11 protein-coding genes and 1 tRNA gene are annotated in these 15,602 nt (G+C 38.4%); all 12 read left to right on the top strand.

Features of this window, described 5'->3' with window-relative positions:
* The first annotated feature begins 1,035 nt into the window (after positions 1-1,035).
* The 12 genes from ACFILH_RS02565 (at position 1,036) to ACFILH_RS02510 (ending at position 15,504) form a co-directional block, all read left to right on the top strand.
* Positions 1,036-2,118: a quinone-dependent dihydroorotate dehydrogenase gene (locus tag ACFILH_RS02565; protein ID WP_375667307.1), complete on the top strand. Its 1,083-nt coding sequence runs from the start codon at positions 1,036-1,038 to the stop codon at positions 2,116-2,118.
* Positions 2,119-2,258: 140 nt separating this feature from the next.
* Positions 2,259-2,335: transfer RNA gene (locus ACFILH_RS02560), tRNA-His, on the top strand.
* Positions 2,336-2,530: 195 nt separating this feature from the next.
* Positions 2,531-2,824 carry a hypothetical protein gene (locus ACFILH_RS02555; RefSeq protein ID WP_375630989.1) on the top strand — a complete coding sequence of 98 codons (294 nt, stop codon included), beginning with the start codon at positions 2,531-2,533 and terminating at the stop codon, positions 2,822-2,824.
* A complete protein-coding gene (locus ACFILH_RS02550; RefSeq protein ID WP_375643326.1) occupies positions 2,815-3,612 on the top strand; it encodes a beta-hydroxyacyl-ACP dehydratase in 798 nt (265 codons plus the stop codon). The genes ACFILH_RS02555 and ACFILH_RS02550 overlap by 10 nt, the downstream gene beginning before the upstream one ends.
* Positions 3,600-4,157: a hypothetical protein gene (locus ACFILH_RS02545; RefSeq protein ID WP_375637529.1), complete on the top strand. Its 558-nt coding sequence runs from the start codon at positions 3,600-3,602 to the stop codon at positions 4,155-4,157. Before ACFILH_RS02550 ends, ACFILH_RS02545 begins: the two co-directional genes overlap by 13 nt.
* Before the next feature lies 1 nt (position 4,158).
* A complete protein-coding gene (locus ACFILH_RS02540) occupies positions 4,159-4,662 on the top strand; it encodes a hypothetical protein (RefSeq protein WP_375630992.1) in 504 nt (167 codons plus the stop codon).
* A gap of 812 nt (positions 4,663-5,474) precedes the next feature.
* Positions 5,475-5,603, top strand: a complete 129-nt coding sequence (locus ACFILH_RS02535) for a DUF2924 domain-containing protein (protein WP_375630993.1) — start codon at positions 5,475-5,477, stop codon at positions 5,601-5,603.
* Positions 5,604-5,954: 351 nt separating this feature from the next.
* Positions 5,955-6,164: a hypothetical protein gene (locus ACFILH_RS02530; protein WP_375630994.1), complete on the top strand. Its 210-nt coding sequence runs from the start codon at positions 5,955-5,957 to the stop codon at positions 6,162-6,164.
* A gap of 429 nt (positions 6,165-6,593) precedes the next feature.
* Entirely contained in the window at positions 6,594-8,438 is a 1,845-nt protein-coding gene (locus ACFILH_RS02525; RefSeq protein WP_375667305.1) for a site-specific DNA-methyltransferase, read from the top strand.
* Positions 8,439-8,466: 28 nt separating this feature from the next.
* Positions 8,467-11,664, top strand: coding sequence for a DEAD/DEAH box helicase family protein (locus ACFILH_RS02520; protein ID WP_375630996.1), 3,198 nt, complete (start codon positions 8,467-8,469; stop codon positions 11,662-11,664).
* A 314-nt stretch (positions 11,665-11,978) separates the two neighbouring features.
* Positions 11,979-13,229: an MFS transporter gene (locus ACFILH_RS02515; protein ID WP_375643328.1), complete on the top strand. Its 1,251-nt coding sequence runs from the start codon at positions 11,979-11,981 to the stop codon at positions 13,227-13,229.
* A gap of 931 nt (positions 13,230-14,160) precedes the next feature.
* The gene (locus tag ACFILH_RS02510; protein WP_375667304.1) at positions 14,161-15,504 is read left to right on the top strand and encodes an MATE family efflux transporter; all 1,344 of its coding nucleotides are present in this window, start codon (positions 14,161-14,163) and stop codon (positions 15,502-15,504) included.
* The last annotated feature ends 98 nt before the right edge of the window (positions 15,505-15,602 follow it).

The raw sequence follows: 15,602 nt of genomic DNA, 5'->3' as shown, positions 1-15,602 counted from the left end.
CTCTATTTGAATTTACATAGAACCTTTCCTAGAAAAAAGCTTTTTTAATAAAAACTATATCTGCTTTTTCAACAGAAAGTAGAAAACTGTAGCTTAATTTATATAATTGCCTCAAGATTTTTATGTTAACATTAAAAAGAGAGATTTTTACACAATACCACAGTAAAACTTATAATTTAATTCCTCTTAATTTAGTAAGCGATAATAGAAATTAGGAGGGCATTATGGCTTATCTAAAAGCTATTTGTACTGGGTTGCATGAGCTAAAATGGAGATAATTCCGATGGAAGAAACACATTTCATCTGCTGGAAGATTGTATCAGTTTATAAATAGCAGAGCTCTAGGGTTTGCAAGATCATTTTGGTTTGGAAGTCGTTGGTATGATAGGTGTGAGTTCAACAATCAACTGTCATTACTTAAAATATATGTTAGACAGAGTACTTAATAGATGCAAAATTGTATTTAACGCATCAGAAATGGCAAAGGAAACAACGCAGATTCTTCAAAATTCTATCAATAGAGTACAAATTGATTGAACATTCTGTTGCTAATAAATGGTGCAACAATAGTATGAATTTAGATGTTTTTATGAACCATGTATTCTATAAATGCTAGGAAAAAAATAGCTTGAGCAAGCTCTGTTTCTATTGGAAACAATATTACACAGAGGAACTTTGGGAATAGAGGGCATTTGCATGCATATTTAAGAGGATTATGAGCTTGCCTGCATAAGATGCCATAAAACCATGACTATGGTAAAGAGCCATTGATGTTTCAATTCATGCTGCATTTTATAAGATTAGGATTCATATTTTAATCTTTAAAAAATGTCGAAAAAGAGAAACATTTTTAAAGAATAAAAAGTTCTTTACACAGTATATATCAATATAAACATGTATGGCTATTATATGATGATTTTTCTTCTAGAAGGGGAATATTATTTGGATAATATGCTCTCTTTGATTGGAAATCTTTTGTGTTAAAAGATATAGGTGAGGTGCGATGGATCATTTTTATGTTGTGGAGAAGGATTAATGAGTTTTTTTCGTTGTATTGGCCGTTCTGCCTTATTTATGGTGGATCCAGAGCAAGCACACGGTTTAGCGATTCTCGGGCTGAAAAGTGGATTAAATGGTTGTCAAAAGGTTATCGACAAACGTTTGTGTGTAACTGTTGCTGGTCTTGAGTTTGAAAATTTTATTGGTCTTGCAGCGGGGTTTGATAAAAATGCAGAGGTTGTAGATGGTATTTTTCGTTTAGGATTTGGTTTTACTGAAATTGGGACAGTGACACCAAAGCCTCAGATTGGAAATCCTAAACCACGGCTTTTCCGTTTAAAAGAAGATGAAGCGATTATTAATAGAATGGGCTTTAATAATGACGGACATCAAGTTGTTTACAATAGATTGCGTGCGTGTAAAAAAACTGGTGTTATAGGAGTCAACATTGGAGCCAATAAGGATACGTTCGATAAGATTGATGATTATACTGTTGGTATTGTTCATTTTTATGATGTTGCTGATTATTTTACGGTTAATATTTCTTCTCCTAATACACCAGGTTTACGTGATTTACAGGCCCGTGACAGTTTGCATCTTTTGTTGAGTGCAGTTTCGAAAGCGCGAAATGAGCAAGAGAACAAGCATGGATTCTCCATTCCTATTTTTTTAAAAATTGCTCCCGATTTATCAGAGAAAGAATTAGATGATGTTGCTGAAGAAATAAAACTTTCTGATTTTAATGGACTGATTGTTTCTAACACAACTCTTTCACGCCAGGGGCTTAGCAATAGTCACTTCAGTAATGAACAGGGTGGGCTTTCTGGACGTCCACTTTTTGAGCGTTCTACTATTGTGCTTGCAAAAATGCGTCAAAAATTAGGGAAGGAGATTGCAATTATTGGTGTTGGCGGTGTAAAGGACGCACAAACCGCTTTGGAAAAAGTAAAAGCTGGTGCAGATTTAATTCAATTATATAGTGGGATGGTTTATGAAGGTCCAGATCTTGTCATAACTATTCTGCAAGAGATTTTGCAGATGATGCAACAAGATGGAGTTGATAACATAAAAAGCTATCGTGATCATAGTCTTGAACATTGGGCAAAATTTCCTTTGTAAAAAAACGCTTTTTTCTTCACAAAAAATTGCGAGATTTTTTTAAAGGGGCTTGCAAACTTTGTTGATTTTCCTTATGTCACATAAGCGTAAGAATAAATGTTTACGAAATCGTGAACATTTATGATACATTTTCTTTTTATGCGGTTGTAGCTCAGTTGGTTAGAGCGCTGGTTTGTGGCACCAGAGGTCGTAGGTTCAAATCCCACCAACCGTACCAAGAGAGACGTCATTTCTGCACTAATCGGTGGATTTTGTGCTACTGGTCTCGCGCATATAGGAGCCTGCAAATATGCTGCCATGCGACTTTCTAGTGTCCTCCATGAGATTGAAATCGAGAATCTTGAGGTGGCGGTAACGCATTATTGCAAAGACAAACCCTGGCTAGGGTTTGGTCATCCGATTATGCAACGGGATGTCTGGGTTGATTTCTTTTTTTTTACGCTTTCAGGCGCCTATGCGCCCCTTCAGTTCGCTTGCGCGATCTATTTCGGACAATACAGGACAGCAACCCAATGTCGATTTTCTAATTGCAAGCATCATGAGCAAACATCGGGCTGCTCCTGAGCTGGGATTGTTGGCTTTTTTCGTTTGTCGTATGCCGATACTTCTCGCGCACTATCAAGCGCGGTTTAGCACTCATTCCTTCAGTTTATCATCAAAGGATTTAAGAGAAAAATATAAAAAGGTCTCCCAATTATGGCTATAAAGCATCACACCGAGCCAAATTTCTTGGGTATATGTCAGAGTATTACCTTAACCGCACCGATGCGTGCTTGCGGGCAAATCGATATTTCTCACTGGAATTTAGCCCATAACTATTTGAAACAGGGCTTGTTACTCGAAGCCTTGCATCAGTTTTCAGTTCGATTCGCCACCGTGGTGGCTAAAAACTCGGATCTCACTTATCGCTATCTCCCTGTTATGGTTGAACAGTTTTTCTCTACCACCCATTTTGATAGCGATCGGTTATGCGTTGAAGGACATATTGAACGCATTAATGAGGCCTACCGTATTCACTGTAAGTCCAGCCCATGCGACAATGGCAGGGCCGTTATTGCGCAGGCAATCATCATTGTCAGTAAGGTCTGCTTCCCTAGCTCGTGTTCTGAGAAAGCCGCTCTTCCATTACTAGGCGATTTATGTAAGATTTCCTCCGTAACCGGAGATTCTTGTACTTTTTCCTTTAATGCGCATCACCCGCTTTTTGAGGAACATTTCCCCTCCCGCGCCGTATGTCCTGGTTCACTATTGATTGAGATGGTTCTGGCTTTAGCCACGCAGGGTAGGACAAAAAATATCGCATCTGTTGCGCTGAAAAAAGTAAAGTTCATTGAAGCAGTTTATCCGGGAGATACCTATCAGTTGACCATTAAACAGGATACAGAGTATGAACCGGGTGGCGTTTTTTATATTCATACGGAAACTAAAAAACGAAGCACTTGCGGTAAGTTTTCTATCAAATATAAAAAGGAGGATGCGCCATGTTTAACATAATAATCTCTTTTATTCCGTGGAGTATTTACTCCTGGGTTATCAATGGAAACTTTTTAACTCTGGTCGAACGCTCTCTCATCTTAACTGTGATTTCATTGTTCATTATTGCTGTGAATATTAAAATTGTCCGGCAGGGAGAACCCGTGATGATTACTAACATTCTGACAGTTATTGTCCTGTTTGTTAATTATTTCGCTGGATGGTCTACACTTTTACTGAACTACCCCACAGTTTTTTGCTATCTGTCACTTGCTCTGGTTTCATTGATTAGCTTGCTGGTAAAGAAACCCTTTACCATTTTTTATGCCAGTGCTGGTGTTTCTGAAGAAAAACGCAAACATATCCTATTTTATCTCATCAATAAATATATTACATGGATTTGGGTAATCATCTTTTTTGCCAATGGCCTTCTAGTGGCTTTTTTTACATGGACCCCGCAGATTTGGTTGGTCACTATGGGTTTAATTTGTACTGGTATTCTTTTTTCTAAATATCTTCCTAACATCATGCAATATTTTTATCGCATCAAACATCATGGAGCATAATATGTCATTGTTTAACATTCTGACCGGAACCCCTTTATGGGCTTGGATTTTGCTTATTTTTCTCATTGCGAGGGGAATAATCGCATTGAAAGATAGGGAAACGAAGGTTTACCGCCTTTTTCTCTTGCCGTTAGTCTTTCTTTTTTTGGGCGCAAGCGATGTGATTAACCAGCTGGCCTTCCCACGCTGGGGAGCAATCGCAATGTTGGCAGGGCTGATGATCGGCTTTGGCGTTGGCTGGTTGCTCTGGCGTGCTACTGCGCGTTTAAAAATCAAAGAGGGAACGGATTTAATTATTCGGCATGGTACGCCGTTGACGCTGATATTTATTCTTATCGCTTTTGTCATCAAATTCACATTGATTGTTTTTCTCAAGATTGAACCTGATTTGAAATATGCATTTGATTTTAATCTTCTTTTTGGTCTTTTAAGTGGGTTCACTGATGGTGTGTTTTGGGGCGGCACATTAAATTTATATATAGCATTTCGAAAGAATCCAAATTAGTTCCTATATCCTTAGCTGTTGATGCTTCTGTCAAGTATTATGATACAGAAGCGTCCGCTATTTTACGTTGAAACTGCGGCTGCTATACGACTAAGTGGCCTTACGCCTGAGTATGCAAGAGCGGCAGAGTTTGTACAGTCTACGCCATAATATGTGGAGCACTCTTGCGGGAATGAGTGCATTATTATTGCGATATACATGTAACCCTCTAGCTAATATTATATTAGTAAGGCTGTTTTTTGAAGCCGCTTGTAATTACGGTGTGTTTTTAAAGAGAACGTTCGAACCGATGTATCGCTTGCAGTACCATTTCTCTTTATAAGACTATTATCATTTCTTTTAGAAATCTGCACTTCTCACCTTTTTTGCGTATGATCGATAACGTAGTTAAGATCCTTGAGATAGTGAATTTTTATCTCTTTTGCTAAAAATGCCCAAACCATCTTATTTAGTCGAGACTTTGTTTAAGAAGGGATCTTCTAAATTTATTTTTTCAATAGGATATAAATTTCTCGTTTTGGGTGCGCGGTAAACTTATAGCAGCAATAAGCTTAGGTTTATTGGTTCTAAGCGTGGAGGGAGTTGAGCTATCCAATGCAAAAGAATAAATTGCACTTTTGTCTGACTTTGTGAACACACACTATTTTCTGGACTAATCGAGGAAATAGAACATTCATGTGTTTGAGAGGATTAGACAATGAGTTGTAAACAATTAGAGCAAGAAATAGCCACAGTAAAGTATACGTCAATGTAGGAGCCCAAAGCCTTATGGCACACTTATTTCAGTGACGATTATTTAGGACAAACCCATCATGTGCTTGTGGTGCCAAAAGGCTATCAATGAGGGCAAGATTTACAAAAGCTTGAAAGTTATTGCCAAGCATATTACCGGCATCAATTGGAATAGCCATTTGTTTTTTGGCCTTGTAAGGCGGGGATGAGAGGATGACAGGGGACAAGAAAGGTGCTTAAACAAGCGATAAAACCAATACGCGGCGCTATATATAGACGTAAAACCGAAGAAGGTTTAAAGCAAGAGTTTAACTAACGGGACGACAAAAAGAAGCAGACGAAAGCTTTGTTAAAGCTTACCGTCATGAAGGTTGGCAATTAATACCAACGTTGCTGATAATGTAAAAATCATGCCGCAATATATTTAAGGAGCGAGTGCAAGAGATTAATACATTCCTATGGCAGATTGTAAAAGCATGGTTTATACATGAGCCTAATTATATGATTGATAAGGCAATACAAATCACTCAGGGACAAAATGATAAGAGCTATATTTTATTATGAATCTGACACACAGTATAAAACCTATAAAGGCAAAGCGTTTTATGGCATGGGAAGGATTTTCAGCCTACTGGTGGGCGTTTGAGGGTGTTTTTATTTTACCTTCCGTAAAAGGTATTTTAGCAAATCTTGCTTGTGCGGACAAGGGAAAACTAGAAGTGGATGCTGACATAATCCCTTGTGAAATGGTTTTTATTGCGTCGAAATAAATGATGAAGAAATTTATGTTTTCGTTGGCAGTGATAGTACTTGGATGTGCTTGTGCCAATTGATAAGCTTATTGATAATATTTGTAAGTGCCATAATAGCACACAAGAAAAAATATAAAATCGCTGTCTTTATTATGCCAAACAGCGGCTAATTTAGAGCGCGAAATTATTGCTTTTGCAAAGTAAATCAAAGAAAAGCAAAATGATCAAAATGTGGTAATGCGAATTTATTTAGCTGACTTGCGTAAGCAAAAAGAAATAAAACAAGCACAAGAAACTTTAAAAAATAAAGAGAACAGCTTATACGACATTTTTCATGAAAGTAAATTTGCAGAGGATATAGAAATAAATAGGATAAAAGGAATTGCGACGTACAAAAGAAATATTCATAGACATATTTTATACTAAGCGTAACGGAGAAGCGCAAAGATGAGTATAATAGCGGGTGAAGATAAAATAGAGGGCATGAGTCAAAGCCCTATTAATCCAGACATAGAAAAGTTAAAAGCAGCCTTTCCGCAATGTTTTGCTGAGGGAAAGCTGGATATAGATCAGCTTCTTAATCTATGCGGCGAATATATTGATAATGATTTTGAGAAGTTCAAATTTGAATGGAAGGGCAAAGGAGCAAGTTTAAAGCTTGCTCAAAAGCCTTCATTTGCGACATTGCGCCCGAAGCGCGAGGAGAGCGTAAACTTTGATAATACACATAATCTTTATATTAAGGGCGATAATCTTGAAGTGTTAAAACTTATCCAGCGGGCTTATTTTGGCCAAGTGAAGATGATCTATATAGACCCGCCCTATAATACGGGTAATGATTTTATCTATGATGATGATTTTAAAGACCCATTGGCGCGATATAAGGAAGTGACGAGCCAAACGACAAAATCGAACCCTGAGACAATGGGCCGGTTTCACACGGCTTGGCTCAATATGATTTATCCGCGCTTGCGTTTGGCACAGACCTTATTGCGTGACGATGGGGTGATATTTATCTCAATAGATGATCACGAGGTGCACAATTTGCGCAAAGTGTGCGACGAGGTTTTTGGCGAAGAGAATTTTGTTATTCAAATTTGCCATAAGTCCCGAGCGTCTATATCTAATGATAAAATAATATCGTCTAGTCACAATTTTATTTTAGTATACGCAAAAAACATAGCTACGCTTTTTTCTCAACGACATAAGTTTGGTCTACCTCCTATAACGGAAGGCTTCAACCAGAAAGACGCTACTGGCGAATATAAGCTGATTCCCGTAGATGGACCTGGTGGGGCAGCTAAGGGGAATCCGTATTATACGTTTGAGGGGGTAACGGGTTATTGGCGCTATTCCCAAGAAACAATGCAAGAAAAATACAATCAAGGGTTGATTGTAAAAACAGCAAATGGTCTCCAACAAAAATATTATAAAGAAAAAGCATTGCAATCGCGGAGAGTAGCTACATCTTGGTGGGATGAAAAATTTTATACAGCAGAGGCAACAAAAGCTTTAAAAGCTTTATTAGGGGGGGCTTATTTTGATAGCCCGAAGCCAGTAGATTTGTTAAAAAAAATGTTGCTTCTTGCAACTGATTCTCAAAACAACGACATCATTCTCGATTTTTTCGCTGGCTCTAGTACAACAGCGCATGCAGTGATGGCTTTGAATGCCGAAGATGGTGGTAATCGCAAATTCATCATGGTGCAATTGCCTGAATTATGTGATGAAAAGAGCGAAGCCTATAAAACTGGTTATAAAACTATCTGCGATATAGGTATTGAACGTATTCGCCGCGCTGGTGCACAAATCAAGCAAAAGCATGAAGCAGAACTCACAAGTGAGCAGCCTCTAGACACCGGATTTCGCGTTCTAGAGCTCGATAGTTCCAACTTTTCCATATGGGACGATAGCCCGATTGATCCGAATGCACTTGATGTTAAAGAACAATTGCAAATGCGCTTGGATCATATTTTGCAGGGGGTGAATCCCGAGCGCTCTCATCAAGATATTATCTTCGAAATCATACTTAAATATGGTTGGCCACTGGATTTAAAAATTTACCCTTTACCAATCAATGGCAAAAAATTCTATTATATAGGCGAGAGCGAAGGCGATGTCTTGGTAATTATAGCCATAGACCCGCCCTTTGAACCCGAAGATGCAGAAGAGATGATAAAGTATTTGCCCGTAAAAATCGTAGCGCTTGATGCGGCCTTTAAAAGTGATGAGGCGCTTATTAATTGCGACTTTATCTTTAAAGACAATGAAGTAAGTTTTGATAAAATTTAAACTATAGAGAGACGATTGGGGCGGCGATATGAAACTTAAATTTAAACAACAAGAATTTCAAAATGATGCGGTTAAAAGCGTCATTGATTTATTTAAAGGCCAACCACGACGGAATTCTTCTATTTTCTTGCATTCAGAACAAGGACAATTAGCGTTAAATGAATTTGGTTATGGTAATCAATTATTGATCAGTGATGAAAGCATATTAGCAAATTTACAAGAGGTGCAACAGAACAATAAACTCTTGGCGAGTAAGACGCTAGAGCAAAAGCAGTTTTCTATTGAGATGGAAACGGGAACAGGCAAAACTTATGTTTATAGCAAGACGATTTTTGAGTTAAATCAACGCTATGGCTTTACCAAATTTATTATTGTCGTACCAAGTGTTGCTATTCGCGAAGGGGTGTATAAATCACTTCAGGTAACAAGGGAGCATTTTCAAGCAGAGTTTGATAATCTGCCCTATCGTTATTTTATTTATAATTCAAAAGATCTTTCGCAAATTCGCCAATTTGCAAGCTCTACCAATATTGAAATTATGATTATCAATATTGATGCATTTAAAAAAGCAGAAAATATTATCAACCTTCCGCAAGATAGACTGAATGGCGAAAGTGCTATGCGCTATATCCAAGATACAAATCCGATTGTGATCATAGATGAACCGCAATCGGTGGATAATACAGCAAAAGCGAAGGAGGCTATTGCGAGCCTTAATCCGCTTTGTGTTTTCCGCTATAGTGCCACGCATAAAGATGAGATTAATCTTTTATATCGTTTAACACCTGTTGATGCTTATAAAAAAGGACTGGTAAAGCAAATTTGTGTTTCTTCTAATCAGATAGAGCAAAATTTTAACCGTCCCTATATTGCCTTGAAATCCGTATCTCACAAACATGGCTTTAAGGCGCGCTTAGAGTTGGATATTGCGGGAAAGAATGGCACTGTGAGCCGCAAAACAGTTACAGTGAGACAAGGCGATGATCTGTATCGCGTTACGGGCGGGCGTGAGCTTTATAGGGGTTATATTGTTTCGGGTATCAATTGCATGGCGGGGGATGAAGCTGTTGAGTTTTCTGATACTGAAATTGTCAAATTTGGCCACGCCCTTGGTGATGTGAATACAATAGAGCTTAAACGCGCGCAAATTTATCGCACTATAGAAACACATTTAGATAAAGAATTGCGGCTTGCGCCTTTAGGGATTAAAGTTTTATCACTTTTTTTTATTGATGAGGTGGCTAAATATCGTAGCTCTGATGAAGAGCCAGCACTTTATGAGCGTATGTTTGAAGAATGTTATGAAGAGCTGTTGGCGAAAAAGAAATATGCCTCCTTGCGAACTAAGTTTGCACAAAATGTTCGAAACGTGCACGGCGGTTATTTCTCGCAAGACAAAAAAGGCGTCTATAAGGATACAAAGGGTGACAGCCAAGCTGATGATGACACTTATAACACGATTATGCGTGATAAGGAGTGGTTATTATCTTTTGCATGCCCCTTGCGTTTTATCTTTTCGCATTCGGCCTTGAGAGAAGGCTGGGATAATCCGAATGTGTTTCAAGTGTGTATGTTGATTGAGCAAAAATCGAATTTTACCGTACGGCAAAAGATTGGCCGCGGTTTGCGCTTGTGCGTAAACCAACACGGTGAACAGGTAGAAGATAAAGATATAAATGTGCTGCATGTCATGGTGAATGAAAGCTTTGCTGAGTTTGTGAGTACATTGCAAAAAGAATTAGAGGCGGATATTGGTTATAAACTTGGTACATTGCAGATGGAGCATTTGGTTGGCCGTATTTATGAAGATGTAAAATATGTGGCCGCTAAAGTGGAAGTATCGCAAGCACAAAAAATTGTTAAAATACTTGTTGCAAAAGATTTTATTGATGAGGCAGGTGTCGTTAAAGTAGATCAAGATTTAGTAGCGAGCGAATTTGATGCTATAGGGGCGGAGGAAATGCCACGCGAATTGCGTCAAGAAATTGTGAAAAAAACTGATGCGGGCGCGCTTATTAATGTTGAGACGCTGCAAGATCTGATTTATATGACAACTGTGACAGAAACAAAAATTCTGTCTTCGCAAGAGGCTGCTGATATATTGGTTGAGTTGCGTGAAAAAGCCTTGCTTACATCAGCAGGAAAAATCACAGATACATTAAAAGCGCAATGGGCGACTGGGACGTTAGATTTAAGTGAACGTTTTAGTAAAGGGCAGAAGCAGGCTGTGCTGCAGGCGCTAGAAGCGAGCCAAGCCATGCCGATTATTCGTAATGCTACGCGCGAGGTGCGGGTTAAGCTTAAAAAGCAAACAGTGGCTTCACCAGAGTTTTTGGCCTTGTGGGAAAAGATCAATAAAAAGACCACTTATCGTGCAAAGCTTGATCGCACAGAGTTTGTTGCCAAAGCAGTGGATGCAGTGGAAAAAATGGCGCCAGTTGCGCCCGCGCATTTGGTTTATCAGACAGCAGAGATAGAACTGGATAGTGCTGGTGTGACCTATGAAGAGCAGTTATTAAAGCAGAGTGCGCTTGATTATAGTTTTTGTGCACTGCCGAACATTGTACATTATTTGACCTTAAAGCTGAAATTAACCACAAAGACAATTATTGGTATTTTGACCAAGAGTGGCCGTGAGCATGAGTTTGTAAAAAATCCACAAGCTTTTTTAGAGCGCATAGAAGAAATACTCAATAAAACCCATGTTAATCTTACAATTGATGGCATTAAATATTTAAAGCTGGTCGGGCAAGAATATAGTGTGCAAGAGCTTTTTACCAGTGAAGAGCTTGTGGCAAATTTAGAGCGTACAGCTGTTGTGAGTGAGAAGAGTGTGTATGATCATGTGGTTTATGAAAGCAGTGTGGAGAAAGAGTTTGCACAAAGTCTTGAAAATGATCCTGAAGTCAGATTGTTTTTTAAACTACCAAGAAGTTTTAAAATAGCCACTCCCATTGGTTCTTATACGCCTGATTGGGCAGTTTTTTTAGAGCGAGATGGCGAACAAAAGCTTTACTTTGTGCTGGAGACAAAAGGGGCAAATAGCGAGTTTGATTTGCGACTTAAAGAAATACTGAAGATTAAATGCGGCAAAGCGCATTTTGCTGCACTGCAAACGAGCGTTGCGTTTAACGACCAGCCGGTGATAAATTGGCGTGAATATAAGCGTACTTTGCCCGAAGGGGCGCATGAGTTTCCAAGTGCTGCGGTGGTTGTTACAGAATGATTGGAGCATGAAATACTTAAGGGGGAGGGGAGAAAAGCTTTTTATATCAAAATAATAAATTGATAAAAGGTAGTTATAATGTACACTTCATGTTGAATTTAATTGTTTTCATTTAATACAGGAGGTAAAGTTATGAAAACTAAAGATATGTATAAACCCCTGAAAAAAAATTAAACGGGTTGATGTTGCTGCGCTCAAAGCCCGAGCAAGTGAGCAGAAAATGGCTGCTTGAGGCGCTTCTATGAATTGAAGTTTTAAAATATACAAAGCTGGCGGCAAAAAAGCTGCCAGCTTTATAGCTTTTGGATATATTAATGACGATAGATTATGAAGTTAAAAAGTTGCTCTATGGCTGTGGGGCAATGAGCGGGGTTCGGCTGATTACAGGTTCCTTCCATGCTTTTTTTTTCTTGTCTATGGGCGTTAGTATAGCACAGTTAGCCTTATTACAAATTGTATTTAGCGCGGCTATTTGTATTTTTGAAGTGCCTTGTGGAATTTTAGGAGATAAAATTGGCGTTAAAAAAAATGTTATCTTATCATGTTTCTTTTTTTCGCTCTTCTTCTTTTTATGTATTTACGCGCCTAATCTTTCTGTCTTAATTCCGGCAGAAATTATTTATGCTTTAGGCTTTGCTTTATGCTCTGGCGCTGATAGCACATGGATTAAAGGCTTAATCGACGGCGGTGGATACAAGGGTAGTTTGATCTACCACCAAGTAAATGCCTATAAACGGGAACTAACGGCATTCATGAATATGGTTGCTGGTGCGCTAGGTGTTCTTATTGTTTTGTGTATGGATAATTATCAGTCGGCATATTATTTTTGTTCTTTCGGGTTTCTCGTGCTTGTATTCTTGTTTAGTCGGGTGACGGGGATAGCTATTGCATCCGTTTCGGGTAGTCAGCCAATAAAATCGGGTTCTTTGTTGCATGCAACAGAAGCTTTTACTTATTTAGTTACCTCAAAAATCGGGTTATATTATATATTGATATGTGGTTTTATTGTTGCTGCATTGCAGCCAATATTTCATTTTTGGCAACCTTTTATTTTGGGACAGACAGGAGTATTAGACAATGCAACAGGAAAGACTAAAATTCTTATTCTTGGCCTGTGCTTTGTGTCTTATACTCTCGTAAAATACTTATTTAATCGCTTTGTAATTAAATATCTTATGCAAAAATACGCTCCTATGGCGATAACTTTGTGCTCACTCGTCCTGAGTGCTGTTATTATGCTTGCTCTGCTCCTCGTTGCAAACAGTTGGGCTCCTATTATTTTATTCACCGTATTTCATAGTTTTTTTTCTGTTCCTATGACGCAGTTTGAAGCAGAGTTTTTTAAACATATTCAACAAAAGAATGCAAATACGGTTTTATCCATTGTTAGTTTTCTTGCGCGTATTTTGGGTATTTTAGCGCTTGTGCTGATTGGTTGGTTGGCAAATAATGTTTGTATAGAAGCAGCTTTTTGTTTTGCCTTGGTGTGTATATGTTCAATTATCCCGCTTAATTTGGCCTGGCTTTATACTGATAAAAAGTTAATAAAAAACGAAGAGGTCTGAGAGTGAAGATACAGTTGAATAGGGCCTTGCCTGTGACTTACATAAAGACACAGGAAAGAATAGTGTGTGGGTCATCTTATATGGATTGAGTCGAAATTAATAGCTGTCCATCGTTTTTAGTAGAGATGCTTACCGATTTGAATACATCAAATGATTGTGCGGCTATTAGCCAGAAATATCGCGAACGAGCATATCAAGAGGATATGATATTGATGTGTTGTTAAATGAATACTTCAGATTGGATTCGGAGGTGGACAAAATTATTATTTTTGGAGAGGGCAATCATTCATATGAAGTCTCTATAGTTTTGTGATGTGGACATGGTGCGTATAGTTATAGAATGCTCTCCTAGTGAGTGCTAGATGGTGCTTTTGCGTCCGTAAAATATTGTGCGTTGGTTGTTGAAATAAAGTTTCATAATTTTAGATCGTAAAGCGGTGGGGCATCGAGGTGCCTTATGTATCATAAATGCTCTTTTTTAATTGGTGTATAGGCACAATGGATTGTAAAAATGCTAATGCCTGTGTTTTTTGACAACTTGGTCGGCTTTGTTTTTTTACGTATGTAAGCAGCGAGTAAGCAAAGGTTAGCACAGGTGTATTACTTGCAGTACCAAAAAGTTTGATTAAAAATACTAAAAATGGATATACAAGACGAACAAACGGCTCGCTGAGGATCTTTTATCAATGACTGTAGTTGCTTGGGGGCATAGTATTGTACAAAAAAACGCATGGCATAAAGTCCAAAAAACCAATAAAGGTGCATTGCGCTTCTTTTTTAAGAACTGGGCATCTCCTCTTACCTTAATGCGTTCTCATTATGCATCCTTTACACAAGACTTGCGATGGAAAGACTTTACGGAAAAAATCAATGTGTTTTGTTTAAAAGATCCGAGCTTAATATGCCCTTCAATATGGAAAGATATTTCACAATGTTTGTTGTGATGAAGCAATTGCTCTCTCTTGGCATGCCACTGGCTATAGGGTTTATCTCTCAGATGATGATTTCCTTCACAGATGCAGCGCTTGTAGCGCATTTAGGCGTGCAAGCCTTGAGTGGTACAATGTTAGCTCTGAGTATATTTAGTTTTGTTATGTTGTTTGGGCTAGGTATTATTACCGCGGTTGCACCAAAACTTGCGGAAAGTTTTCGCAGACAAGATAGATATGCATTAAAGGCATGGTTTGATCAAGGAATATGGCTTTCCCTTGTGATTGGAATGATGAGTGCAATCATTTTACTCAATACGAGGAATATTTTGTGTCTTCTCGGCCAAGATGAGACAATTGCCAATATAGCACAGGAATATAATAGTGGCGCTGCTATAGGAGTGGTGTTTTTTTATCTTTATGTGAATAGCCGAGGATTGCTGTCAGCAATTGGTAATCCACAGCCCTTAACTTGGGTTATGCTTGCGGCTATCATCGTGAACTTTTTTATCTCTTGGCTGCTTATTTTTGGTATAGGTTCTGCAAGCGGATTAGGTGTCTTTGGTGCAGGAATTGCGAGCAGTTTGATCCGTATTTTAATTGTTATTGCAGCAGCAATAATTTTGTCCCGCAATTCTGCTTTTCATTCTTTTCGCTTTAATTATTTGAGACCAAAGTTAGAGATTTCACGAATAATAAAATTGCTGCGAGTAGGGCTACCTATTGGTATACGTATTCTTATTGCGGAGGGCTTTCCTTCGGTTATTGCATTCATGATTACGGCTTATGGGATCGAATCTTTGGCCGCACATACGATAGGGATGCGACTCGATATGCTTATTTCTGTGGTGGCTTTGGGGATTTCCAGCGCAGCCGCGACAATAGCAGCGTGGTATAGAGCAGATAGGAATAATATGGCTCTAAAACAGCTGCGTATGAGTGTCACAGTTTTTGCTGTAGCTTATGTCTTATTTTTATCAGTGGTTGTTTATCTCTCTTATGAATTTATCCTTACAACCATCTTTAATATTTCTGAAGACAGCGTTGTTGTTTTCTCTTGGAAGTTGCTTCCGTTCATCTTATTGTCTTTTGCTTTTGGCACTTTAGGAGCTATGCTCAATGGCATACTTGTGGGTTTGCTTGATACGTTTTGGTCAACAATTGTTGTAGCAATAAGTTATTGGGGGTTAGGCCTATTTGGGGGAGCGCTAATGGCAAATTTTTTTGAATATGACTTTATTGGCTATTGGCTTGGCATGATTGGTGCAAGCTTAATCGTTTCTCTCTTTAATTATATGCGCGTGGGTTATTTAATAAAATGCAATCCTATGTTTGGGGCAGAGTGAGTGTTATAAAAGCGCTTGTAAAGCACTAGCTGTGAAGGCTTAGCTACTCACCATCCATAGAGGCTGTTTTTACTTCTATGGAGATAACAATATAGGTT

The sequence above is a fragment of the Bartonella sp. CL435QHHD genome (genome assembly GCF_042195095.1).
GTDB lineage: Bacteria > Pseudomonadota > Alphaproteobacteria > Rhizobiales > Rhizobiaceae > Bartonella.
Note: the sequence above shows the minus strand (reverse complement) of the source record. Positions and strands in the feature narration are given on the sequence as shown.

What these genes read in the sequence shown, in the direction of transcription:
- ACFILH_RS02550 (WP_375643326.1), top strand. Translation starts at nt 2,815, where the DNA reads ATGGCTATAAAGCATCACACCGAGCCAAATTTCTTGGGTATATGTCAG.
- ACFILH_RS02530 (WP_375630994.1), top strand. Translation starts at nt 5,955, where the DNA reads ATGAATCTGACACACAGTATAAAACCTATAAAGGCAAAGCGTTTTATG.
- ACFILH_RS02555 (WP_375630989.1), top strand. Translation starts at nt 2,531, where the DNA reads ATGTCTGGGTTGATTTCTTTTTTTTTACGCTTTCAGGCGCCTATGCGC.
- ACFILH_RS02535 (WP_375630993.1), top strand. Translation starts at nt 5,475, where the DNA reads ATGTGCTTGTGGTGCCAAAAGGCTATCAATGAGGGCAAGATTTACAAA.
- ACFILH_RS02565 (WP_375667307.1), top strand. Translation starts at nt 1,036, where the DNA reads ATGAGTTTTTTTCGTTGTATTGGCCGTTCTGCCTTATTTATGGTGGAT.
- ACFILH_RS02525 (WP_375667305.1), top strand. Translation starts at nt 6,594, where the DNA reads ATGAGTATAATAGCGGGTGAAGATAAAATAGAGGGCATGAGTCAAAGC.
- ACFILH_RS02520 (WP_375630996.1), top strand. Translation starts at nt 8,467, where the DNA reads ATGAAACTTAAATTTAAACAACAAGAATTTCAAAATGATGCGGTTAAA.
- ACFILH_RS02540 (WP_375630992.1), top strand. Translation starts at nt 4,159, where the DNA reads ATGTCATTGTTTAACATTCTGACCGGAACCCCTTTATGGGCTTGGATT.
- ACFILH_RS02515 (WP_375643328.1), top strand. Translation starts at nt 11,979, where the DNA reads ATGACGATAGATTATGAAGTTAAAAAGTTGCTCTATGGCTGTGGGGCA.
- ACFILH_RS02545 (WP_375637529.1), top strand. Translation starts at nt 3,600, where the DNA reads ATGTTTAACATAATAATCTCTTTTATTCCGTGGAGTATTTACTCCTGG.
- ACFILH_RS02510 (WP_375667304.1), top strand. Translation starts at nt 14,161, where the DNA reads ATGTTTGTTGTGATGAAGCAATTGCTCTCTCTTGGCATGCCACTGGCT.